General features: G+C 43.2%; 15 protein-coding genes. 10 read left to right on the top strand and 5 right to left on the bottom strand.

What is annotated here, in order from left to right; genetic code table 11:
• The first annotated feature begins 336 nt into the window (after nucleotides 1–336).
• Both MJ764_RS00175 and MJ764_RS11395 read left to right on the top strand, forming a co-directional pair.
• On the top strand, nucleotides 337–3696 hold the full coding sequence (locus MJ764_RS00175) for a PilC/PilY family type IV pilus protein (protein ID WP_239323532.1): 3360 nt from the start codon (nucleotides 337–339) through the stop codon (nucleotides 3694–3696).
• A 606-nt stretch (nucleotides 3697–4302) separates the two neighbouring features.
• Nucleotides 4303–7647 carry a PilC/PilY family type IV pilus protein gene (locus MJ764_RS11395; RefSeq protein WP_275415199.1) on the top strand — a complete coding sequence of 1115 codons (3345 nt, stop codon included), beginning with the start codon at nucleotides 4303–4305 and terminating at the stop codon, nucleotides 7645–7647.
• An 83-nt stretch (nucleotides 7648–7730) separates the two neighbouring features.
• On the opposite strand, the gene ribA is transcribed toward MJ764_RS11395, so the two are convergent.
• Both ribA and MJ764_RS00160 read right to left on the bottom strand, forming a co-directional pair.
• Nucleotides 7731–8354 carry a GTP cyclohydrolase II gene (gene ribA, locus MJ764_RS00165; protein ID WP_239323531.1) on the bottom strand — a complete coding sequence of 208 codons (624 nt, stop codon included), beginning with the start codon at nucleotides 8352–8354 and terminating at the stop codon, nucleotides 7731–7733.
• A 5-nt stretch (nucleotides 8355–8359) separates the two neighbouring features.
• A complete protein-coding gene (locus tag MJ764_RS00160; protein ID WP_239323530.1) occupies nucleotides 8360–9064 on the bottom strand; it encodes a hypothetical protein in 705 nt (234 codons plus the stop codon).
• Between the two features lie 411 nt (nucleotides 9065–9475).
• Between MJ764_RS00160 and MJ764_RS00155 the strand changes: the two genes are divergently transcribed.
• From MJ764_RS00155 to MJ764_RS00135, 5 genes are all read left to right on the top strand, one after another.
• Nucleotides 9476–9658, top strand: a complete 183-nt coding sequence (locus MJ764_RS00155; protein WP_100137119.1) for a hypothetical protein — start codon at nucleotides 9476–9478, stop codon at nucleotides 9656–9658.
• Between the two features lie 1728 nt (nucleotides 9659–11386).
• Complete coding sequence (locus MJ764_RS00150) at nucleotides 11387–12703, top strand: SLC13 family permease (protein WP_239323529.1); 1317 nt, start codon at nucleotides 11387–11389, stop codon at nucleotides 12701–12703.
• Between the two features lie 183 nt (nucleotides 12704–12886).
• On the top strand, nucleotides 12887–14125 hold the full coding sequence (locus tag MJ764_RS00145; protein WP_239323528.1) for a multifunctional CCA addition/repair protein: 1239 nt from the start codon (nucleotides 12887–12889) through the stop codon (nucleotides 14123–14125).
• A 2-nt stretch (nucleotides 14126–14127) separates the two neighbouring features.
• Complete coding sequence (gene glnD, locus MJ764_RS00140; protein WP_239323526.1) at nucleotides 14128–16692, top strand: [protein-PII] uridylyltransferase; 2565 nt, start codon at nucleotides 14128–14130, stop codon at nucleotides 16690–16692.
• 97 nt (nucleotides 16693–16789) lie between these two features.
• Complete coding sequence (locus MJ764_RS00135) at nucleotides 16790–17650, top strand: NAD(P)H-hydrate dehydratase (protein WP_239324060.1); 861 nt, start codon at nucleotides 16790–16792, stop codon at nucleotides 17648–17650.
• A gap of 89 nt (nucleotides 17651–17739) precedes the next feature.
• On the opposite strand, the gene MJ764_RS00130 is transcribed toward MJ764_RS00135, so the two are convergent.
• From MJ764_RS00130 to MJ764_RS00120, 3 genes are read right to left on the bottom strand one after another with little or no spacing between them, the layout of a single operon-like run.
• Nucleotides 17740–18441 carry an aspartate/glutamate racemase family protein gene (locus tag MJ764_RS00130; RefSeq protein ID WP_239323525.1) on the bottom strand — a complete coding sequence of 234 codons (702 nt, stop codon included), beginning with the start codon at nucleotides 18439–18441 and terminating at the stop codon, nucleotides 17740–17742.
• Between the two features lie 26 nt (nucleotides 18442–18467).
• Entirely contained in the window at nucleotides 18468–19121 is a 654-nt protein-coding gene (locus MJ764_RS00125) for an HAD family hydrolase (protein WP_239323524.1), read from the bottom strand.
• 36 nt (nucleotides 19122–19157) lie between these two features.
• Nucleotides 19158–20135: a cation diffusion facilitator family transporter gene (locus MJ764_RS00120; protein ID WP_239323523.1), complete on the bottom strand. Its 978-nt coding sequence runs from the start codon at nucleotides 20133–20135 to the stop codon at nucleotides 19158–19160.
• Nucleotides 20136–20867: 732 nt separating this feature from the next.
• Between MJ764_RS00120 and MJ764_RS00115 the strand changes: the two genes are divergently transcribed.
• Genes MJ764_RS00115 through MJ764_RS00105 form a run of 3 tightly spaced genes read left to right on the top strand, consistent with a single transcriptional unit; the run spans nucleotide 20868 to nucleotide 24715 of the window.
• Nucleotides 20868–22373 (top strand): MBOAT family O-acyltransferase, encoded by a 1506-nt coding sequence (locus MJ764_RS00115; protein ID WP_239323522.1) that lies wholly within the window; start codon nucleotides 20868–20870, stop codon nucleotides 22371–22373.
• Nucleotides 22360–23571 (top strand): SGNH/GDSL hydrolase family protein, encoded by a 1212-nt coding sequence (locus tag MJ764_RS00110; RefSeq protein WP_239323520.1) that lies wholly within the window; start codon nucleotides 22360–22362, stop codon nucleotides 23569–23571. Before MJ764_RS00115 ends, MJ764_RS00110 begins: the two co-directional genes overlap by 14 nt.
• On the top strand, nucleotides 23561–24715 hold the full coding sequence (locus MJ764_RS00105) for a GDSL-type esterase/lipase family protein (RefSeq protein ID WP_239323518.1): 1155 nt from the start codon (nucleotides 23561–23563) through the stop codon (nucleotides 24713–24715). Before MJ764_RS00110 ends, MJ764_RS00105 begins: the two co-directional genes overlap by 11 nt.
• The last annotated feature ends 53 nt before the right edge of the window (nucleotides 24716–24768 follow it).

The following is a 24768-nucleotide window of genomic DNA, read 5'->3' as shown; positions in this document are numbered from 1 at the left end:
TTAGTCACTTTTTATATTTTACATAAATTTTTAAAATTTATAAATATATAATCTTTTATGAGTATAATCCTATATTCTAAATACATTAAATCCCTTCTATACATATATAATCTTTGATAAATCTAGCTATTCCACCCCAGCCTGAAGCTATTATTTATTTAAACTGAAATATAAATAAAACATAAATCACTAATACGTAAATTCATATTGTCATTACCTATACAGGATAATATCTTATTTAACATATACAAAATAGTATATAATCATGATAATTTATGTATAGCATATTATTTTAATCAACTTGCCATATATACCCATACTGGAAAGTAGTTAACTATGAGCACCTTAAACAGAAACAATAAAAAAAGCAGATTTCGAAAAGGGAAAAAATTTCTATTTGTTGCAGTAGCAGGAGCATTAAGTTCTCAGGCACTGGCTGTGGTTAATATATTTGCCGACACTCCTCTGCATTTGCAAAACTCATCTACAGTTATGAATGCTTATGGTGTTAAACCTAATATTACCTTCTTGATTGACGCTTCAGGCAGTATGAATGGAACACTTGAGGGGGACTCAATAAAATGCAGAAGCCGTACATCAATAAGAAAAAATGCATCGGGAAGAACGACAGAATGGTCGCCATGGAGTGAATATCAGTATGGATTTCACCAAATACCGGCTGACACCGATGATATTGAATACAGATGTAAGGAATTCAAAAAAATTGATGGCGTAAAAGATGTTTTGCTGAATATTGTGGCAAACTACCGCAATGATATGTATTTTGCTTTCCGTCCCCTGCTTGGCACCGATGACCGCCATAATACTTTTTATGATACTTCGCATCCTGCACAATACAATGCTTTAATTTCAACCATCAAAGAGCAGAGAGCCCACGGTTCTACGCCCACTACTGAGCAAATTGCAGTTGCGGGCAGAAATTTAGTGATGAACAAATTAAAGTATCGCTGTCAGAAATCTTATATCGTTTTGCTTTCTGATGGTGAGGCAAAAAATCAAGTGGCCGCATCCGACGCCAATGTGGACGGCTATTTTGATAGTAATTGGAATACAGACAAAGAAAGAAAAGAATTTCTTCACAAGAATGATTCATACAAGCCTTATCGTCTGAAGTATTACACCAAAATCTTAAAAGAAAAAAGCTTCGGGCCTTATATTTACAACAGTGATTTTTATTACTCTAATGGTAATAAAATTCATAGCGATATTTACAGACGTACTACCGATAATGCAGGCAAAGCGTGGAACTCTCCTGATCCCCTGAATGGCAACCGTCCTTTTACCCAAACGGCTGAAACGTTTACTATTGGCGTGGGTCTAGGTCAGAAAGACAGTAAATTAGGTAGATTAGCCATTCCATATCTGGAAAACGGGGCCATGCCGTCTGGTAATTTCTTTAATGCCAATTCCCAAAAAGAAATTATGGATGCTTTTGCAAAAATATTTGCATCAATTCATGGGAACTCCGAAACCATCACCACCATTACTTCAGCAACTGCACCAACTGTGGCCATATCTCAGTCCAGATGGGGCAAGATATCCATAACAGCCACGACTGAGTCCGGTTCTTGGAGTAGTAAAATCTGTATTCGTCAAATAACAGATAAAGTTAATAAGGAATGCACCGCGCAGCCATCATTTAATAACCGCCAGCTATTATTGAATGATGGCACCCATACCTATTTGTACTCAGGAAATCTAACCGGTTTGAACAATGACACGTTCAAAATAAGCAATAATGGCAAAAATCAGTCAGAATGGCTAAATGGTTTACTGACCTGGTTGAGCCGCTCCAAACCGGATGACGCCATCAAGACCGATAACTTTGTGCTCGACTACCGCAATCGTACTACTTCTACTATAGCAGGATTCGGTAAAACCAGAGATTTGGGCGACATCATTGATAACCCGATCATTACCGCGGGTGACAATGATAGATATAGTGGCCTGCAGAAATACATGGTTACCTCAGCTAACGACGGTATGGTATATGTTTTCCGTTCTACTAATGATCAAGAGTATCCTTACGATTTGGGGTTTAACTTCATGCCGATGGGTATTGAACGCCAAAGCAATGATGGTTCTGATCTGGTTGCCCATTATTATAAAGACCTTACCAATAAAAATTATGGTAAAAACAGCCAGCATCCGCATCGCTTCCTCCTGAACGGAGGAATGGTGGTACAGCAAACTGAACAACGTGAAGATGAAAATGGAGAAGACCTTCCGCAACAAACATTTATGCTATCAACTATGGGGCAGGCCGGACGCGGAGCGTTTGCAATCAATATCGGCGGGAAAGATCTTATTTCCGGTCAGAAAATTGCTGTAGACAATATGTACAACTCCGACTGGTATCATGATGTAGCCTTATTTCAGACACCCACTGGAGCAAACAATTACTTTGGCTTTACTATAGGTACACCTGCCATAGCAAGACTACGAGTAAATGAAGCATCCAACGCATCCGCTACTTCTGTAGCAAACCACATCCGTGAAGCCGCGTTTATCAGCAATGGCTATAATTACTCTGCTACGCTGGCCAGCAATAATGCGGGGCTACCCTCCTCAGAGTCTGCACTTTATATTTACGATATTCTTGGTGTAGATGTTGGTACTGATGGCTACAGAAAAATTGGCTTCAAAAAGGGAGAGCTGATTGCCAAACTGGCACCGGAGATAAATCCTAATCAGAATCCTGATGCCGATGAATATACTGGCGGCCTTTCCAGCCCCACAGCAATTGATATTGATGGCGATGATATCGCAGATATAGTTTATGCCGCCGATTATAGTGGCAACCTATATCGTTTTGACCTGAGATCACCTGATCCTGCGCTATGGACTGTGCACAAAATATTTTCTGCCGGCAAACCTATTACTTCGGCTCCGGCTGTCATTCTGGTTAACAATTCAACAGATCATAACCCAAACAACAATAACAGTCGGAATAATCTGACGGCCATTATTACTTTTGGCACAGGCAGTGATATTTACCAGTCTGATTTATCAAATAAAGATCAACAGACTGTGTATGGTATTTATGATGATCTGAGTATCACAGCACCGACTGAAATCTCGAAACAATCGCTGCTGAGACAGGAATTAACCACCAGTGGCGGCTATCGCCAACTTTCAGAAAATCAGTTTAATCCCATGGTTAATAAGGGCTGGTATTTCAATCTGGAAAGCGGCACCGGTGAACGTGTAGTAACCCAGCCGGTTACTATTTCCTATGCTGGCGTTGTCTTTGCCCGAAAATATAAAACCACAAAAAAAGATAGCAAATCAAACGATCCTTGTCAGGTAAGTGAACGCAAAGAGGAAAACGAAGTTTACACCAGTGTAATACAGTACAATGTTAAAACTGGTGCAAGACTGAAACAAAAAGATCCGCATTTTAATTTGGATTCAGAGCTTCAGGTTGGTGTAGTGAAAACGATTAAAGGACTATATAGTTTCACAGTAGCTGGTGCCAATCGATACAATATAGGCGGCAACAGGATACAGCTTCCACTGGTACCTCCTGGAAAACGCAAACTGGAAGAATGCACTCGAGCACCAATAGAAGGTGTCGATACAGAGGGTAATTTGATTACCGCTAATGCACCTAAATGCCCAATCAGATTCAAGCGTTTATCATGGCGGGAAGTTAAAACAGGCTATCTCAGCTAAATTCAATTTATGAAATCAACGGCTAGTTAATACTAGCCGTTTTTTATTTGGTTTTTGTTATACATAACCTGAATTAACTGAGAATCAAATTTATTTCGTGATAATTCAGATTATGAATTTAGAAGAAATATTTTTACAAATATGCAACAGCATAACTAAAACAATAATTGATTCAGATAATATTTTTATGGCCATTTAATTAAAACTTTCTACTTGAATACCATAAGTTAATAAATATAAAACCATTTATTAAACAACAATCATCATATGTATGCTATTGTTCAATTTTTATTTAAAATTTCATCATTTTAGAATGTTTATTATAACAAACAGATTATCTACATTAGAATAATTTTAAATTAAATTTATTCTATAGTAATTTATAATTTCACCCATTATATTCAATAAGCATTAATTAAATATAATAACATATTTGGGTAAATAAAATTTTACATTAAATAATCATTTTTTTTATTTGAATAAATATTATTTTAGGAGTAATAATAAATAAAGGTATTTGAATCTTTAAGTTTATATACATGTATATAAACGAAATACTGTTGTTACGAGATACTGTTGTTACACTATAAGTGGAGAGTAATTAACATGCGCCATAAATTTGTAAAAAATAAAAAAGGCAAATTCCTCAAAGGGCAGAAAATACTGTTTTCAGCAGTTACTGCTGCGCTGAGTGCTTTTCCTGCATTGCCGGCACTGGCTGAAGTTAATATATTTGCCGACACCCCTCTGTATTTGCAAAACTCATTAACAATTACTACTGCTTATAGTGTTAAACCCAATATTACCTTATTCATTGATGACTCAGTTAGTATGAATAGGAGATTTATAGAAGGGAAAGACACATTTAAATGCAGAAGCCGAACATCAATAAGAAAAAATGCGCGCGGAAGAACTGTAGCATGGTCTCCATGGAGTAAATATCAGTATGGGCTTCACGAAATACCGGCAAACACTGATGATATCCAATATAGATGTCGGGAACACAGAAAAGTCGATGGCGTAAAAGATGTTTTGCTGAATATTCTAGCAAACTATCACAATAATATGTATTTTGCTTTCCATCCTCTGCATGAAGGTGGTATCGATCCGCGTTATAATACTTTTTATGATACGTCAGATTCGACACAGTACGATACTTTGACAGAACTCATCAAAGATATGCCGACAAGGGGTGCTACGCCAATAACACAGCGATTTCCCGTTATGGCCAGAAACTTAGTGATGAACAAATTACAATATCGCTGTCAGAAATCTTATATTGTTTTGCTTACTGATGGTGAGGCTCAAAATCAAATGGCTAAATCCGATGCCGATGTGGATGGCTACTTTGATGGCGAATGGCAAAGTGATACACAAAGACATCGATTTTTCCACCATGATCATGATATAAACAAGCCCCACCGTCTGGAGTTTTACTCTAGAACATTAAACACAAAAAGTTTTGGGGATTTTATTTATGATAGAAATTTTTATGACAAAAATGGTAGTCATATTTATAGTGGTATTCAGAAACGCACTACCGATAATGCAGGGAAAGCGTGGAACTCTCCTGATCCCCTGAATAACAACCGTCCTTTTACCCAAACGGCTGAAACGTTTACTATTGGCGTGGCTCTAGGTGAAAGAAACAGTAACTTAGGCAGATTAGCCATTCCATATCTGGAAAACGGCGCCACCCCATCCACTAATTTCTATAATACCAACTCCCAAGCAGAAGTTATGGATGCTTTTGCAAAAATCTTCGAGTCAATTAAAGGTTCCTCCGAAACCATCACCATTACGTCTACTTCTACTGCACCAGCTGTGGCCGTATCCCAGTCTGACCGAGGCAAAATATCGATAACAGCCATAACTGAATCCGGTTCATGGGGTAGTAAAATCTGTATCCGTCAAATAACAGATAAAGTTAATAAGGAATGCACCGGGCAGCCATCATTTAATAACCGCCAGCTATTACTGAATGATGGCAGCCAAACCTATCTGTATCCAGAAAGGCTGACCGGTTTGAACAATGACACGTTCAAAATAAGCAATAATGGCAAAAATCAGTCAGAATGGCTAAATGGTTTACTGACCTGGTTGAGCCGCTCCAAACCGGATAATGACATTAAAACCCGTGATTTTGTACTCGATTATCGTAACCGATTAGAAACCAGAGATGTGGGCGATATTATTGATAATCCGATTATTACCTTAGCGGATGATGAGAATGGTGGCTTGCAGAAATACATGATTACCTCAGCCAACGATGGTATGGTGTATGTTTTCCGCTCTACTAATGAACAAAACCGTCCTTACGATTTGAAATTTAACTTCATGCCGATGGGTATTGAACGCCAAAGCAATGATGGTTCTGATCTGGTTTCCCATTATTATAAAGACCTTACCAATAATAATTATGGTAAAAACAACGAGCATCCGCATCGTTTCCTCCTGAATGGCGGAATGGTGGCACAGCAAACTGAACGGAGTAACGAAAAAAACAGTAACACTCCTCGTCCGCAACAAACATTTATGGTGTCAACAATGGGACAGGCCGGACGCGGGGCATTTGCAATCAATATCGGCGGCAATGATCTGATTTCCCGCCACCCAGTTGCTGTAGATAATATAGGCAGCTCCGACTGGTATAATAATGTAGCCCTATTTCAGACGCCCACAGGGCCAAACAATTACTTTGGGTTTACTGTGGGTACACCTGCTATAGCAAGGATACGGGTAAATGAAGAGCAAAATGCATCCCCTACGTCTGTAGCAAACCACATTCGTGAAGCCGCGTTTATCAGCAATGGCTATAATTACTCTGCTACGCTGGGCAGCGATCATGACGCCCAGCCCTCCTCAGAGTCTGCCCTTTATATTTACGATATTCTTGGTGTAGATGTTGGTACTGATGGCTACAGAGAAACTGGCTTCAGAAAAGGTGAGCTGATTGCCAAGCTGGCACCGGAAGTGGATGCTAATCAGGATCCTGATGCTGATGGAGCTACTGGTGGCCTTTCCAGCCCCACAGTAATTGATATTAATAACGATGGTGTCGCAGATATAGCTTATGCCGCCGATTATAGTGGTAATCTATATCGTTTTGACCTGAGATCACCTGATCCTTCGCTATGGACTGTGCACAAAATATTTTCTGCCGGCAAACCTATTACTTCGGCTCCGGGTGTCATTCTGGCAAACAATAGGGATAATCTGACGGCTATTATTACTTTTGGCACAGGTAGTGATATTTATCAGTCTGATTTATCAAGTACTAAGCAACAGACTGTATATGGAATCTACGACGACCTGACTAACCCAAGGCCAACCGAGATTTCAAGAGGCACGCTATTGCAACAACAATTAACCACCAGTAACGGCTATCGCCAGCTTTCAGAACACCCGTTTGATCCCCATGTTAATAAGGGCTGGTATTTCAATCTGGAAAGCGATACCGGTGAACGTGTAGTTACAAAACCTATAACTGCTTCTTATGCTGGGGTTGTTTTTGCCCGAAAATATAAAACCACAAAAGATGATGATAACCAATTAGAAGATCCTTGCGTGGAAACTAAACACAAACAGGAAAACAAAGTTTACACCAGTGTAATACAGTACAATATTAAAACGGGGGGAAGACTGAAACATACTGATCCGAATTTTGGTCTGGTGGGTGTTCCGTTTGGTGCCGTAATGACTATTGAGGGACTATATAGTCTCACAAAATCTACTACTGGCTTTATAGGTGCTGATGGCGATCCTGATGTGGGTCGTGATGGAACACAATCTCCATTACGCCACGCTGGGCCGCCTCCGGAAGCATGCGCCCGAGCACCAGTAGAAGGTGTTGATACCGAGGGTAATGTAATTGTGATTCATGTACCTAAATGTCCAATCAGATTCAAGCGTTTATCATGGAGAGAAGTTAAAACAGACTACATTAACTAAATTCAATTAATGAAACAAACGGCTAGTTAATACTAGCCGTTTGTTTTTAGTGTAATTAAGAAAATAAACTTTTGCAGTAAACGTCAATTAGTAAAATGTCCCAGTTTTTCCATTTTGGTGTGCAGATAATGCTGGTTTTCAGGATTCTGGCCAACATGCAAAGGCACGCGATTGACTACATTGATACCAAGCGCTTTAAGTGTGGTTACTTTCTGCGGATTATTAGTCATTAGCTGTATTGATTGTACGCCAAGATAGTCGAGAATGTCTTTGGCCAGCGCAAAATCGCGGGCATCTACGGGCAGACCTAAAGCCAGATTGGCTTCAACTGTATCCAGTCCTTCATCCTGAAGCTTGTAGGCACGGATTTTATTCAGTAAGCCGATACCGCGGCCTTCCTGACGTAAATAAACAATCACGCCGTGGCCTGCATGCTGCACGGCTTTCATGGCAGCTTCAAGCTGCGGACCGCAATCGCAACGCTTGGAAAATAAGGCATCGCCGGTAAGACATTCAGAATGAATTCGTCCAAGCACAGCTTCACCATTAGCAATATCACCTACGGTAAGTGCTACATGCTCCTGCCGGTTGCGCACATCTTCAAATCCATACATGGTAAATTCGCCCCACTGCGTTGGTAAACGGCAGGAAGCAATAAAACGCACGGGGCTATGGTCTTTAATTTGGTTTTGCTGTGTTGTTGTCATGATATTTATCCCTTGATGAGTGCTGTGCTGGCGTTATGCAGATTGTGCAGCAATGGTGTGATAACAATGGCCAGAGCTGTCCAGTCGATTAGTTCGGCTTCGGTAATGGCATTAGCGTGCTGATGAGTAGTATACAGCACACCCAGTATCAGCCCCTGCTCACTGGTTACGGGAACAGCTAGCTGGGAAACACCGACCTGTTCACCGACCAAACTGCCATCGGCCAGCCATTGCTGTACGTTATTTACCTGATTGAGCCAGCCGGTTGTTGCCGTTCGGGCAAATAAATACTGTTGTACCTGTTGCTGCCCACATTCAATTCTGGCTGGCAGTTTGCTGCCCTGAGCCAGTAATCGATATAACTGCCCTGCTTCTTCATCTGATTCGTATAAATATACAGCAAAGGTATCGTTATGATAACGGCTTGCGATTGAATCCAAAGCGAGATATATCTGCCGCAATGTATATGCACTGTTATTATTGGCAGTAAACAGATCAGTCGGCTGTAGCTGATGCAGTGCTGCTGTATTCAAGCCAAATTTTTGTGCCAGACTGAATCCGTTTTCTTCATACCATAAGACAGACATATCGATTTCTGCCTGAGCCAGCTCCAATACAGACTGTACAGCCAGCATAGCCATCTGTACTTCTTCTGCCGATACTTTTAATCCTTGCGTTTGCAGGTAATCACGCACCTGAGCGCATGCCATACTTTTCCTTACTTTTTTCTTTGCAAGCGATTATTGTAACCGAAAATCGCCCGGATACCGGATAACAAGTGCCAAGACTAAATAAAAACTTCTTTATTATTTATTATGGCCTTTTCTGATGATAAAAATCAGCAAGCAAGATTAATTCATTTATATCAATTATTTATATATAATTATTTTTACAGTTTGCTGCCAAGAAAGGGGATATTTGTATATTAATGACTGGCTGAATTAATATATTCTGCAAAGAACTAGCAGCATCTGTAGATACCGTAACTTACTGTAAACCATGGTAGCTGTTAATTTAACTTCAGCCAGTTAAATTAAGGTTAAGTGCTTGTATTATTTAAAACTATAATCAATAATATTCTTACCGTAGTTTCACGGTAGATATTGTACAAGGAGTGGTATATGAGCAATCTGAAACCCGGTGATAATTCTGGTACTAATGGCGGAATTTATCAGGAAGTCGATCAACATGGTCATGGTGTAGAAAATTATGTCACGCTTAAGGACCATGAAAAAGCACCTCCTACCCAGCATGCAGGTAATAGCTGGAAACTGAAGAACAGAACGCCAGACAGTAAGCATTGAATGTTTTGTTAAAAGCTATCTGGTTGTATGTAATGTATGCTGTTAAAAGGTAATTTGTCTTTCTGACAACTGCGGCACAATAACAGCCAACCAGATAGTCCGAATTATTATCAAATATATTAACTCCGCATTATCGCTATAAGCTAGTTGTTACTATTGGCTGCATTTTAATTAATAATGTTCCACTCTCTTTTATACTTTTGAGTTTATGTCAATTTTCAACCCATATACCAATTAGTATTTTAAATATGATTTCTTATTCAGAAAGTGGCGGATTATTGTAATAACTTTAATGATTGCTTAGAAATTAATTGCGTATTATTAATTAATGAAAATAGTATTTCAAAATGAGAGAGGATAATTATTTGGTCAGCTTCAACCATAAGATAAGTAAAAAAATTCTTGATTTTTCTATTAACGGGGTTGAGAAATTTCTAATACAACACCCTAGGTTAAGATTTTACGCTTTTGCTTTTGATTGTAACGTTGATTATGGTGAAATTAATTTATGCTTTAATACTGAACATGCTTTTTCTAAGGTGTTAAACAGGTATCAAAACGCGGATTTTGCTGAAAATTACTGAACAACAGAGGCGATTTATCAACTCAAATATAATACGGGTGATTGGGAATATCAATGTTTTGATACGCTATACGTTTTTAGTGAGGAAGAACTAGAAAATTATTTTTAATAAACTTTATCCTAATGATGTTGATGACGATTATGGTGCATGGAAAGCTTTCGCCAATTGTTTGCTTGATTTATTCACGAAGCAACTAATTGAATTTTCAAAAACAGATATTTTAAAAAATTCCTAAAACGAATGATTTTAAATTTTTTTGTATAGGCCACGATGAAGATTTTGAAGAAGCCTGACAGCGCATGAATTTAGTTTTATCTGATTAATATTTTTGCCTATAACTATTTATCTTCATGGCTTGAAGTGTATTTATAGCCATGCTGGTTTTTAACGGCACGATAGCGGTATATCCAAGTTACAGGTGCTAGATTAAAGTCTGCTCAACATGACTACTAACCAGCTAATTTTATTATCTTTTCCATCTAAATAATGTGAAATTATCTGCTATCCGGCTGATTAGGCAGATAAAGCCGATGATTTTTATGATTTTGGATCACTGGGCATTTATCGCTGATTAAGGCCGAATGTCCTCTAGTGTTGTTGCCGATCGTGATAACTCTGGTTGATATAACGAGCGTACTGGTAGCTTGTTATGCCGCTGAGTAGCAAGCTGCGATTTGCAGACACCAGCTTGATAATTGCTTTTTAACCTTCCCAATTATTCCAGACACAGCTATGCTTACTTCGGCAATGATGAGGTGAGTTTGTGCTAATCGCTGCATTTAACACTTTTATACATTGATGCTATATGTATATAAGCATTGATGATTTTGCTAAGAATATTTCGTTTCCCCAGAAACAGAATAGCATTAAATTAAGTTTTTTCTTTTGTTTTATATAAATATATATTCTGTACTTTATTTCATACCTGTACTTCACCAGTAACATTCATCATAACAAATATAGATATTTAGTTAATTTTTATTTGTTAAAATCTATTAAATAGGCTATAAATGATAAGTTAAGAATTTACTGAACTTTAACGAAAGAGGGTAAAATTTAATTCAAAATAAATATAACTTCCGTTTGATTACTTTACGGTTTTCAGCGTAATTCTTTTCAGAACGATAACAAATCAGGACAATCTATGAACTTACTACAAGTATTATCGGTCGTATTATTGGTTGTGATTTTGATTCTGGCTGTCTGGCGACATGTCAATATTGGTTTGCTGGGGTTTAGTGCTACAGCCGTGTTGGTTATGGCATCTGCTGCAATTGCAAAAATTTCCGCTACAGAGATGGTGCTAAGCAGTAAAGAGGTTCTGATGCATCATTTTCCCGGTGAAATTGTCACGCTGTTAATCGGGGTATCTGTACTATTCTCCCATCTGGAAAAAAGCGGCGGTTTGAGCTGGTTTACAAATAAAATTTACGCCAAAATGGGACACTATACTCATGCTGTGCCGTGGATTGGCTATTTTATAGGATTCGCTATCTCAACAGCCGGCGCCTTTTCTACTGCTTCGATTACGTTGCTGGTGCCAGTAATTGCGGCTTTAGGCAGAAAACATCCCCGACTGTTTTTTATCTGTGAAATGGCGGCAATCATTGGTGCCAATACGGGTGCTCTGTCGCCGATTAATCCTACCGGTCAGGTAATTCTCGATGCGGCTAAAAAAGCACAGGTGGAGTATAACCCGTGGCTGGTGTGGCTGCTGGGTACAGTAATCAGTATTCTGTTTGTCATTGCTTTACAGATTGTGTTTCATGAAAAAAGAGTGGTTGATGCAGATAATACTGACAAGCCTGTAAAGGGTTTTCTGCTGCTTAAACCAATCAAGCAGGAAACCTGTGATACTCATCAGTTACAACCATTTTATGCAATATGCTCTACGATTGGCGTCTTGATTTTTCTGCTACTGGTGGTATTTGCTAAAGCCAATGTCGGCTTGACTGCCTTAACGCTGGCTGTGGTATTGATGTTGTTTTTCCCCAAAAACAGCAAAGATTTTGTGAAAAAAATTCCCTGGAATGCTGTGGTGGTTATCAGCGGCTTGCTGGTTCTTATTAATACCATGATACAGATAAATACCATGGATGCAGTTGAACATGGGCTGTTAAGTCTGACCAGCAGTAAAATCGCCCTGCTGTTTATGCTGGCTTATCTGACTACGTTCCTGAGTAATGTGGAGTCGTCTACTTTAGGCGTAATCAGTATGATGATTCCGATGGTATTCACCATTTTTGGCGAATCTCCGCAAATTTCACTAATTGTGATGGCCTGCGCCGCTCCGGCTATGCTCAGTGTGGTTAATCCGATTCATATTGCCGGTACGTTAGTGGTGAGTGTTACGGATGAAAAGCAGCAGGAGACAATGTTTAAACGTTTGCTGATTATTGCCTTTTCTACAGTGCCGATTTTTCCGGGTTTGGCCATGATTGTGCCTGTGCTGATGATGTAATCATCGTGCAATGATAACGCTCTGCCAGTATGCAGAGCGTTTTATTTTCTGTGCGTAACTGAATCTGGCTGGTCTCATATCCTGTTTTCCTGCCTGTAGCCTGCTAATCCGGTAGAAAAATCAGTTAACAACTGTACCGGACTACGGCACAATGACCTTCTGTTTTTGATTGATACATTTGATATGCAAATTTATTTAGTTGGTGGGGCGGTAAGGGATAAGTATTTGCAACGTCCGGTGGCTGACCGCGACTGGGTAGTTGTGGGTGCTGATGCCGAAGATATGTTACAGGCTGGCTATCAGCCGGTGGGCAAGGATTTCCCCGTGTTTCTGCACCCACAAACACATGAGGAATATGCGCTGGCACGCACAGAACGCAAAGTGGCGGCAGGTTATGGTGGCTTTACTTTTCATGCAGCCGCTGATGTCACGCTGGAACAGGATTTGCAGCGGCGCGATTTAACCATCAATGCCATGGCAGAAGATGCAGCAGGCAATCTGATCGACCCCTACCATGGTCTGGCTGATTTACGCCGTGGTATCTTGCGCCATGTCAGCCCGGCATTTGCGGAAGACCCGGTGCGGATTTTGCGTATAGCCCGTTTTGCAGCCCGCTACGGATTTCAGGTTGCGGATGAAACGATGGCTTTAATGCGCCAGATGGTGACCAATGGTGAGGTAAATGCGCTGGTTGCCGAGCGGGTATGGCAGGAGCTGGCGAAAGGAATGATGGAAAAGCAGCCGCGTCTGATGATAGAGATTCTACGTGCCTGCGGGGCACTGAAGATTATTCTGCCAGAAGTGGATGCTTTATTTGGCATACCGCAACGGGCTGATTACCATCCGGAAATAGATACTGGTGAGCACACGCTACTGTGCTTGCAGTATGCTGCCGAACATGACTATTCGCTGGAAGAGCGTTACGCTACCCTTACCCATGATTTGGGCAAAGCGTTGACACCAGCTGATAAATTACCAAGCCACCCCGGACACGATCAGGCCGGAATCCAGCCTGTGGAGGCAGTAAACCAGCGCTGGCAGGTGCCCAAAGCCTGTGCACAACTGGCTTTACTGGTTTGCAGCTATCATATCAGGCTACACAGTGTCGGCCAGCTCAAACCGAAAACGGTGCTGGATATTCTGAAAAAAACCGATGCCTTGCGTCGCCCGCAACGTTTTGCCCAGATTTTACGGGTATGTATGGCTGATATACGCGGGCGGCTGGGATTTGAACAGCAGCAATACCCACAACAGCAGCACTGGCTGGCCATGCAGTCGGCGGCAATGGATATTGATGCAGCAGCAATTGCCCGTAGCACGGCTGAGTCGCAGCAGATTGCTCAGGCTATAGATCAGGCAAGACTGAATCAAATCCGCCCGTTACAGAATGCCTATCGTCAATCTCAAACCAACGGCTATTAATTATGTTTGCCTCAGCGCTTGTTACTCAATTGTCGGATAGATTACACCAGCACAAGCAGCTTGCTGCTGAGATGTACCGGCACCGCCAGCATCCTTTTGTGTATTTTCGTCAGCATACCCAGATTATTACTGAAGTGTTGACAACGCTGTGGCAAGAATTTTTTGCCGGACAGCAATTGTGTTTACTGGCTATAGGTGGTTTCGGGCGTGGCGAGATGTATCCATATTCTGATATGGATATGGCTATTGTCAGCAAAAATGTGCTTGATGATGACCTACAACAGCAGATTGCCGCATTTGTGCAAATATTATGGGATATGCACTTACAGCCAGCACCAAAGGTAGGCACGATTGAGGAATTATGTGAAAGTGCACGGCAGGATTTAACTGGCGATTCGGCCTTACTAGAAAGCCGTTTTTTGTGCGGCCAGCGGCAACTGGCAACAGAATTTATCCATCAGCTTGATTTGCAACGTGATGTAGCTGCTTTTATTGAGGGTAAAATACTGGAACAATGGCAGCGCTATGCCAAGGCCTCAGGTGAAGACAGTCTGCTGGAAGCGAATGTAAAAACCACTCAGGGCGGTTTACGTGATATTCATACGCTGTTGTGGCTGGCCAAGGTGCAGGGATTACCGCCACAGATTCATGAGCTGATGAAAAATTCAATTCTGAACCGTACTGAGGCAAGATTGTTACTCAACTGCCAGAAGCAACTGGCGAGAATCCGCATTGAGCTGCATCTGACTGCCAAACGGGCAGAAGACCGGCTGATATTCGATTTGCAAACACAGGTGGCACAGAGTCTGGGATACGTTGATGATGCCACTTCACGCGCCAGCGAAAAACTGATGCATGATTTTTACCGTGCACTAAAAGGGGTAAAACAGCTCAGTGGTATTCTGGTGCCAATGCTGCGCGACCGAGTCTATGCTGCGCTACCCCGTGTGGTAGTGGAACTTGACCAGCATTACTATCAGGTTGGCAATATGCTGGCGGTACATGACCTTGAACTTTTCTGGCAGAAACCAGAACATATTTTCACTATTCTGCACATTGCTCAGGAACACAGCGATATTATTGGTTTCGCGCCCAAAACCTTGCGTGCCTGGTGGGCGGCAGCACACAAGCTGGTTAATGAAGAGTTTTATCAGAATCCGGTTAACCGCAAATGCTTTGCGGGTTTCTTCAGGCGTGGCGACGGGCTAACTCATTTGCTGCGGTTTATCAATCTGTATGGGGTGCTGGGATGTTATCTGCCTGCATGGGGGAAAATCGTTGGTCTACTACAACATGATTTGATTCATATCTATCCGGTAGACGACCATATATTAATGGTTGTGCGCAATATGCGGCGTCTGGCCATGGAGCAGCACAGCCATGAGCTGCCTTTTGCTTCTACCCTGATGCATGCCTTTGCGCATAAACATATTTTATATATGGCAGCATTGTTTCATGATATTGCCAAAGGGCGTGGTGGCGACCATGCGCAAAAGGGGGTGCCAGATGCACGGCGTTTTGCTGATGATCATTTTCTGGATGCGGAAGAAAGCGATTTACTCGCGTGGCTGGTGGAGCAGCATCTGCTGATGTCGATGACGGCACAAAAAGAAGATATTCAGGATCCGGAAGTGGTTGCCCGATTCAGCAAACAGGTAAAAACGGTTGAACGCCTGACTGCGCTGTACTTGCTTACCGTAGCCGATATTCGTGGTACCAATCCGAAAATCTGGAATTCATGGAAAGCCAGCCTGCTGGAAAGGTTATATAAAGCGACACTGCACCATTTGAGCGGTAAACAAAGTAACCGGCAAACGGCCATCCTCGACCGCCGGCAGCAGGCAATGCATGAATTAAATCAGTATCACATCAGCGAAGCACAGCAACGCGAGCTGTGGCACATTCTGGGGCAGGCTTATTTTGCCCGCCATGAGTGGCAGGATATTCTGTGGCATTTGTCAAAAATTATTAATTATGAACAGCAGGCGCAGGCACACAGCCAGCTACTGCCAGACACCGATACTTTAAAAGTAATGGTATACATGCCCAATCGCCCGAAACTGTTTACCGAGTTGGCTTCTGTTTTCAGTGAGGCTGGTATGAATATCCTGACTGCCCGCGCTTATATTACCGAGCACAACTTTATTCTCGACACGTTTATTCTGCAATTTTCCCCGGGGCTCAATACAGGCGATTATCTGGCTATTCAGAATAAAACCGAGCTGGCACTCAATCAGTTTGTTAATGGTCATCTGCCGATGTCTACTAATAACTCGGCCAGCCTGAGCCGGCGAAGCCGCCATATGCCGATTGCACCACGTATCAGCATTGATGAAGAAGATAATACCGGCTGGTATAACCTGCACATTATCACAGCCAACCGGCGATTTTTACTGGCCAATATTGCCGCCGTTTTATCCGAACTGAACATCAGTATCCGTTTTGCCAAAATCATGACTCTGGATGAACGTGTGGAAGACAGTTTTTTGGTGTATGCCCCTCAGCTAGCCGATACACAGCAGCAATTACGGCTTAAAAATGCCCTGCTGGATCAGCTCTTGCTGTAAACACAGATGATACGCATTAGCTGAAAGATATTTTACAATGACAGTAAGCAGTAATGACGGGGAGCAGGCAGTGAATAGGTTTCAGATTGATAAAGATATGCTGAGGCAATGGCGGCGACTGGCATATACACAGTTTCCAGCTCTGTGCCAGCCACGCTCGCCGCAAAGCCACAAAGGTACGTTTGGTACGCTGGCTATTGTGGGCGGTTCTGAAGGAATGGCCGGTTCGATTACATTGGCTGGGATGGCTGCGTTGCATTGCGGCTGCGGCAAAGTATGGCTTGGCTTTCACCAGCCTGCTTTACCAATGCCGTTACTGGTTCAACAGCCTGAAATTATGCTGAGTACTGCAAATCGGCTGCTGCAACGCTCAGATATTACTGCATGGGTGATTGGCTGTGGCTTGGGGACTGAAACCTCTGCTTTAACCCTGCTGACTGAATGCCTGCAACAGAACAGCACCACCGTGCTACTGGATGCCGACGCCCTTAATCTGGTGGCGCAACAGCCAGCTTTACTAACCAGCAACCAGAATAAGCAAAACATTATTTTAACGCCACACCCGGGCGAAGCAGCACGCCTGCTGCATTGCACGATCAGTGAGATACAAAGTAATCGTTATCAGGCCGTGCGCTGTCTGGCCGAAAAATATGGGGCATGGGTGGTGCTGAAAGGTCACCAGAGCCTGATAGCGTCACCCAACGGGCAGGTACAGCAAAATGAAACGGGTAATTCAGGGCTGGCAACTGCTGGTAGTGGTGATGTGCTGGCTGGGATTATTGGCAGTTTACTGGCTCAACGCATACCACCGGAACAGGCTGTTTATGCTGGTGTGTGGTTACATGGTGCTGCCGCAGACATTCTTGCAGCCAGTGGCACCGGCCCCATAGGTTTATGTGCCAGCGAAATAGCAGCGGCCGTACGCTGGCTGCGTAACCGTCTGACTGACTCAGCCTGAAAACGATAAAAACGGTGGCCATTAGCAGATAATGGTCACCTGTGTTGGCTTTATATCAGCTTTTACGATATCGGAAAAATACTGCGCATTTATTGTTCATCCGCCAAAGCCCAGTCCACTGCGGCTGTAGCATGGATAGCAGTAGTATCAAATACCGGAACCGGACTGTCAGCCTGCGACACCAGTAACATGATTTCGGTACAGCCCAGAATAATCGCTTCTGCACCGGCATCAGCCAGACGCTGAATGATTTGCCGGTATTGCTGGCGTGATTCTTCACGGATAACACCCGATACCAGTTCGTTATAAATGATTTTATGTACGATCTGGCAATCTGTATCATTCGGAATCAGCACCTCCAAGCCAAATTTATCGGTAAGCCGCCCTTTATAAAAATCTTGTTTCATGGTGAATTCTGTACCAAGCAAACCCACTTTGTGCAGTTTTTGGCGACAAATCTGTTGTGCAGTGGCATCGGCAATATGCAGCAGTGGAATGCGCACGGTGTTCTGTACCTGTTCGGCCATGCGATGCATGGTATTGGTACAAATCACTATACATTGGGCACCGCCCTGCTCCAGTTGGCGCGCAGCCGTACACATGCTCTCGGCCAGCTCATCCCAGCGTCCCAGATGCTGTAATGCTTCAATTTCCGCAAAATCCACGGATAACATGATGCTTTGGGCTGAATGTGTGCTGCCCAGACGATAGCGCACCTGTTGGTTAATCATACGATAATATTGGGCAGAGCTTTCCCAGCTCATGCCACCCAGTAAACCAATGGTTTTCATTGCTATTTCCCCTTGTGAGTTAAAAGTTATTTTTTCAGTAGTTCGAGAATCTCTTTTGGCTGCTCAATAATATAATCTGCCGGCCAGCTTGCTGTGTTGTCTTCGGCACTTATATAGCCCCAGTTTGCCAGCACGGTTATCATGCCGGCATTGCGCCCGGCCTGCATATCACGCTCTGCATCACCAATATACAGACAGCTTTCTGGAGCCACGCCTATCTGCTGACAGGCATACAGCATCGGTTCGGTACTTGGCTTGGGTGCACTGGTGGTATCACCACTTACCACCACTGCTGGCGCAATACTGCAACCCAGTTTCGGTACCAGACGATCGGTGAATACATGCGGTTTATTGGTGATAATACCCCACGCTATACCCTGCTGAGCCAGCTTTTGTAATACTTCGTCAATACCGCCAAACAGTACAGTTTGCTCGGTGAAGTGCAGCTCATACTCTGCCAAGAAAGCCTGTCTTAAAGTGGCAAACTCCGGATTGTCTGCCTGCATCCCTGTACCAAGCTTAATCAGCCCTGCGGCACCATGGCTGGCAACTGGGCGAATTTCCGTCATACTTTTAGGCGGCAAATGCTGCTTTTCCAGTACTCGATTGAGGGCAGCACCCAAATCCGGCGCAGTATCGGCAAGCGTACCATCCAAATCAAATAACACTGCTTTAATCATGATTTTCTATCCAGTATATAATCCGCATGTTTTGTATCAATGTGCATGCTGGTGCGCACCCGATGGCATACAGCATAACAGGTTATTGCTGTGCGTATGGGCAGTACTTTCTGTCTGTACAGTTACATGATGGATGTTATGCTGAAGTAGTATTTCTGCCAGTTCATTCACCAGTTTTTCAGCTTCGGTAACCGTTAATGCACCATCGACTACGATATGGCAGGACAAAGCATTCATATTGCTGGTAATCGTCCATGCATGCAAATCATGCACAGCTTCAATTCCGGGCATAGCCAGAATAATGTTGCTTAGTTGTTCCAGTTCGATGGCATCTGGCGTACCTTCCATCAGAATGCGCAGAGTAGTTTTCAGAATCCCAATACCACTGTAGGCAATCAGACAGGCCACCACGATACTGGCAAGCGGATCAGCCCAGCGCCAGCCAAACAGCATCATGAGTATGGCTGCAACGATTGCCCCCACAGAACCCAGTAAATCGCCCAATACATGTAAAAAGGCACCGCGCATGTTGACGTTATGTTCGGTTTCGCTAGTGCGATACATATACCAAGCAATAGCGATATTCCCTAGCAAGCCAAAAACACTGATAATCAGCATGCCACGGGTAGCAATATCTGGTGGATTGACAAAACGGCCGATTGCTTCATACACAATCATCACCGCAATCGCAATCAGCGCCATACCATTCACTGCAGCGGCAATAATTTCAAAGCGCTTATAGCCAAAAGTCTGACGCTGATTCACCGGACGTTCACTCAGATGAAACGCAATCAAGGATAGTGCCAGCGCGAGCGCATCCGAAAACATGTGCCCAGCATCTGATAGCAGAGCCAGACTGTTGGTTAAGCAGCCACCAATAATTTCCACCACCATATATGCGCCGATAACCAGCAGAGAAATGCGTAAAACCTGCTTATCAGCACTGTGTGCACCTAAATGGTGATGATGTGCACCATCATGATGGTGTTCATGTGTATGGTTATGTTCGTGCATAGAAAGCCTTTTTTCATCGCCTAATACCGCTACAGGCTAAACCCTGCCATATGGTAAAAATCAAACCCATTTGCGCCTGTGGTTTGCAAGCGCAGAAGTCCAGAACCTATTACTAATATAAAAATTCTTACAAAATAATGAATACCCAGCTTTATTTGATAATAGCAGAAAAAAAAGAGAATCGGCCGCTGTTTCAATAAAGTTCTTCGCCAAGAAATATTCAAGGCAGACAAACGGTAAAAAATATAGCTTTCTGTACATCCTGCCTGATATCAATAGCTATATCCTTAAATAAAATTTATTTTGATAATAAATTTTTATATATAATTTTCGTTACAATACTTCACATTTACGGGTAAAATATCGTTTCCCTATATTGATGCGATTAACCTTAGCATGGCAGTATCGGATTAAGGGTATTATAGCCAATTCAGATTAACCGAAAAGAATGCAAATTCACTAGCACAACACGAGAGCAAACCCTAATTCTGCCCGAATATACGGGTTTGAATTCATAATGTGTGAATATTCATTCTTAGTGTATTAATAGCACTCGAATAATATAATTATTTGGGTGTAATCCTGTTATGAATACAGCAGACGCATAGTTTACCCACTGGCAGCCTGCTCATAATCATAAACATGAATTAACTGATTTTAAAAATAAAATTTTCAATCAAGTTTTATTTGGCACGGTTTAACAATCACTATTTTTGACAGTTTATCTACTTCATGTTTAGCTTTATTTCTATCGAATTCGGCCTGTCATTTATCGCCTTTTTCTGCCTGTACTGGCTTTTGAAAACCAAACCACAGCTACAAAATCTGCTTTTACTGTGCACTAGCTATCTCATTATTTATCTGAGCGGGAAAGCACAGGCACTCACTGCCTTACTGGTATTCACCGTATTCATTTACGCCACTTCCATCCGGATTAATCACAGCAGCAAGCCAAAAATATGGCTGATAACCGGATGTGTGATTACCCTGCTGAATCTGATATTGTGGAAGTATTTCGATTTTTTCCGCACCCCGGTGGGTAACAGTCTGGATACATTCGGACTGGATTCCGATTGGCTGGCGAGCGTTATCTTACCTCTGGGCATATCCTATTATTCATTTCAGGCAATCAGCTATCTGGTTTCCCTGTATCAGACGCGCTGCAAAGGGCAACCAGCGGGCAGACATCTTTCCCTGCCCGCTCTGGCTCTGCATCTGGCATTTTTCCCTACCATTACAGCCGGCCCGATTGCACGTGCCTATGACGCACGCGGGCTAACAGATATATCCGACAAGCCCTGTGGCATGGTGACGCAAATCCACACTCAGCAATACCGCCGGATTCTGGCGCCCACTGTGGCACTATGTCTGATAGTCATGGCGCTGATGAAAAACTGGTGGTTATCAGGCTGGATTGCTGACAACTGGGTTGATCCGGTATTTGCCAATCCCATGCAGTATCAGAGTCTGGAGATACTGGCGGCCATTTATGGCTATACCGTACAGCTTTTTTTCAATTTTTCCGGTTATAGTGATTTGATGGTGGCCATAGGGCTGCTGCTAGGATTTCGTCTGCCAGTGAATTTCCGCGCGCCACTACTGGCTCATAATATCCGTGAATTCTGGCTGCGCTGGCACATCAGCCTGTCCACCTGGATACGCGACTATATTTATATTCCACTCGGCGGCAGCCGGCACGGTACGGCACGTACCCAGCTCAATTTACTGATTGCCATGGCCTTATCCGGTATCTGGCATGGCAATGGCTGGCATTTTCTCATTTGGGGATTATTACACGGCGCCGGCATAATATTGCTCAATCTGGGCGACTTACTGCACTCCCGCCTGCGTCACTGCACGCTGGAGCAGGCACGCAACGGCCTGAGCAAAAGCGGCAAGGTTGGCAAAATCATCAGTATTGTGCTTACGGTACATTTTGTGTGTTTTTGTTTTGTTTTTTTCCGTGCACCAACCCTTAATGATGCCTTACTCCTGTTACACGCGCTGCTGTACAACCATATTAATGTGCCACTAAGCACCAATCCATTTTACTTTTTTAGCCTGTTGTTACTGGCATGGATACTGTATCCATTGCTGGCGAAACTCATCAGCTTATTATATGAACGTGCTGATACCTTACCTCGCTACAGCCTGATTCTCCCTTTATTGCTGCTGCTGGTTCTGGTATTAATCTGCGCGCCGACTGGTATCCCGGGATTTATTTATGCCAACTTCTAAATATCGCCGTCTACCTTCTTATCAAAACTACAATCAGCAAAGAAAATATCCGCAGTTTGAGTACATGCCCGTGGTTAGCCTGAAAACAGTCACCACCTTGCCTATGGTAGCAGCCAGTGAAGAACCGAAAACTGAAGTACAGGTAGAAAAAAGTAACAAGCAGCAATTTCGTTTTGTTCTTCTTACTTTAGTGATTACTGCCAGCATTTCATTATGGCTGATGCAGGACTCGGTAGCAGCTTATTATCAGCAGACCTATCATCAGAACAGTATTTTATCAAAACTGAAACAGCAGCCGTGGTGGCAAAGCGGCGCACAGGCAAGCATGATGCTTAACAATGGCATCGACTGGCTTAATCAGAATATTGCCACTGCTAATCACAATATTATTACTGCTTTTAATAAGCATTATGCTTACACTGACAGGGATAAGGCCAGAATACAGCAACAGGCTAAACTGGCCGAGCAACAACGCCAACTGGTTCTGCAAAAAGCCGCAAGAGAAAACAGCATAAAGGCAGCTTTTACCCTCACGCCTACCGATGAAGTATTTTTTGCCGGAGATTCACTGATGCAAGGTGTTGCACCACATGTGCAGAAATGGCTCAGTGAAGATTATGGTATTAAGACTATTAATCTGAGCAAGCAAAGTACCGGGCTTAGCTACCCCAGCTTTTTTAACTGGCCGCAAACCATTGCCCGTACTCTGGATACGCATCCGCATATCAAGATACTGGTAATATTTCTTGGCCCGAATGACCCGTGGGATGTTCCCGACCCGCGTAACGGCAGCCGTTTCATCAGCTTTGCATCCGCACAATGGGAAAGTATGTACCGCAGCCGGATTAAAACCATTATGGATACAGCCCGGCAGCATCAGGTAACTGTATTATGGCTTACGCCACCGGATATGCGCCGCACTAAGCTAAATGAACAAATGGTATACCTGCGCGAGCTGACAGCAGACGAAGTAAGCAGAAATCACGGCTATATAGTGGATACTCGGGCTATGCTCGGTAGCAATGACAATGGATTCAATGATACAGTTACCGAAGCTGATGGAAAGAAAGTCAAAACTCGTAGTGCGGATGGTATTCATTTCACAATATCAGGACAGAAAATCATCGCCAGAAACATTTTTAACCGCTTTAACCTACCGGTACAGCCTGTTGAAAACGATACATCAAATGTACACTAAAAAGCATTTAGCCATTCTGGGCTGCTGCCTTTGGGTAATGGCGTGCTCAGCCGATCCAGCTCCGGCTCAATCTGGCTACAATCGTGCCCCTTTATCTTCACAGCCTAAACATGCTGCACAACTGGCTCAGGCTTTACAGAATAAAAGCATCAATATTGTGCAACTGGGCGACTCGCACACCGCAGCAGATTACCTTACCGACGCCGCGCGCGTGCGCCTGCAACAGCAATTGGGCAATGGCGGCCCCGGCTGGGCAATGCCCACTCAGTTTCCCGGTATGCGGCTGGCGCGCTTTACCTATCAGAATCAGGGCTGGCAAGCCGCTTCCAGCCGCACGGAAACCAGCCAGAACTACGCCCTTGGTGGCCTGATTGCTACCCCCTCTGTCGGTGCGGTGATGACCATCAAAACCCGTGAATCTGAAGCAGAGCAAACGGTTATTGTCAGTATTCGGCAGGGACAAAACGATGAAGACTTAACAGTTACCGACAGTAACGGCCAGCAGATTTTGCTTTCTGCACAACCTAAAGATAATCAGTGGCATTTCAGTCAGTTTAATGCGCGTTTCCCGATTACGATTAAAGCAGGCATGAATTTTCAGACTGCTATCGGCGGCTGGTGGACACGAAATCAAAACCGGCAGGGAGTAGTGTTTTCTGCATTGGGGATCAACGGTTTTCAGCTCAATCAGTGGAACCGCTGGAATACACAGGCATGGCAGCAGGAATTGAATGTGATTGCGCCCGACCTGATTATTCTGGCCTTTGGCACAAATGAAGCCTACAACGGGGTAGAGATCGAAACAGTTAAGCGGAATCTGCTTGAGACAATTGCCCAGATTCGCACTGCTTCACCCAATAGCGCTATCATGCTTCTGGGCGCGCCGGAAAGCCTGAAAAGTACTGCCGGTTCCTGTGGCGTACGCCCAGAAAAACTAACTGAATTACAGACAATGCAAAAAAAAGTGGCTCAAAACCAGCATATTTTCTACTGGGACTGGCAGGCAGTTATGGGTGGCGAGTGCAGTATGAAAGCATGGATAAATCAGGGACTGGCACGCAGTGATGGCGTTCATTTTACTGCCAGTGGTTATCAACGCCTTGGTCAGGCACTGGCAGACAGTATTCTGTCACTGCGACAATAGCTTATTCTGTTTTAAGCCAATAACACCAGTTCCGACTGATACAGCCAAAACTG

This window comes from Snodgrassella gandavensis, assembly GCF_914768025.1.
Lineage (GTDB): Bacteria > Pseudomonadota > Gammaproteobacteria > Burkholderiales > Neisseriaceae > Snodgrassella > Snodgrassella gandavensis.
This window is presented reverse-complemented; position numbering and strand designations above follow the sequence as displayed.

Bases quoted from the DNA above. Each gene is read 5' to 3' on its own strand.
- MJ764_RS00175 (WP_239323532.1), top strand. From the start codon at position 337: ATGAGCACCTTAAACAGAAACAATAAAAAAAGCAGATTTCGAAAAGGG.
- MJ764_RS11395 (WP_275415199.1), top strand. From the start codon at position 4,303: ATGCGCCATAAATTTGTAAAAAATAAAAAAGGCAAATTCCTCAAAGGG.
- ribA (WP_239323531.1), bottom strand. From the start codon at position 8,354: ATGACAACAACACAGCAAAACCAAATTAAAGACCATAGCCCCGTGCGT.
- MJ764_RS00160 (WP_239323530.1), bottom strand. From the start codon at position 9,064: ATGGCATGCGCTCAGGTGCGTGATTACCTGCAAACGCAAGGATTAAAA.
- MJ764_RS00155 (WP_100137119.1), top strand. From the start codon at position 9,476: ATGAGCAATCTGAAACCCGGTGATAATTCTGGTACTAATGGCGGAATT.
- MJ764_RS00150 (WP_239323529.1), top strand. From the start codon at position 11,387: ATGAACTTACTACAAGTATTATCGGTCGTATTATTGGTTGTGATTTTG.
- MJ764_RS00145 (WP_239323528.1), top strand. From the start codon at position 12,887: ATGCAAATTTATTTAGTTGGTGGGGCGGTAAGGGATAAGTATTTGCAA.
- glnD (WP_239323526.1), top strand. From the start codon at position 14,128: ATGTTTGCCTCAGCGCTTGTTACTCAATTGTCGGATAGATTACACCAG.
- MJ764_RS00135 (WP_239324060.1), top strand. From the start codon at position 16,790: ATGCTGAGGCAATGGCGGCGACTGGCATATACACAGTTTCCAGCTCTG.
- MJ764_RS00130 (WP_239323525.1), bottom strand. From the start codon at position 18,441: ATGAAAACCATTGGTTTACTGGGTGGCATGAGCTGGGAAAGCTCTGCC.
- MJ764_RS00125 (WP_239323524.1), bottom strand. From the start codon at position 19,121: ATGATTAAAGCAGTGTTATTTGATTTGGATGGTACGCTTGCCGATACT.
- MJ764_RS00120 (WP_239323523.1), bottom strand. From the start codon at position 20,135: ATGCACGAACATAACCATACACATGAACACCATCATGATGGTGCACAT.
- MJ764_RS00115 (WP_239323522.1), top strand. From the start codon at position 20,868: ATGTTTAGCTTTATTTCTATCGAATTCGGCCTGTCATTTATCGCCTTT.
- MJ764_RS00110 (WP_239323520.1), top strand. From the start codon at position 22,360: ATGCCAACTTCTAAATATCGCCGTCTACCTTCTTATCAAAACTACAAT.
- MJ764_RS00105 (WP_239323518.1), top strand. From the start codon at position 23,561: ATGTACACTAAAAAGCATTTAGCCATTCTGGGCTGCTGCCTTTGGGTA.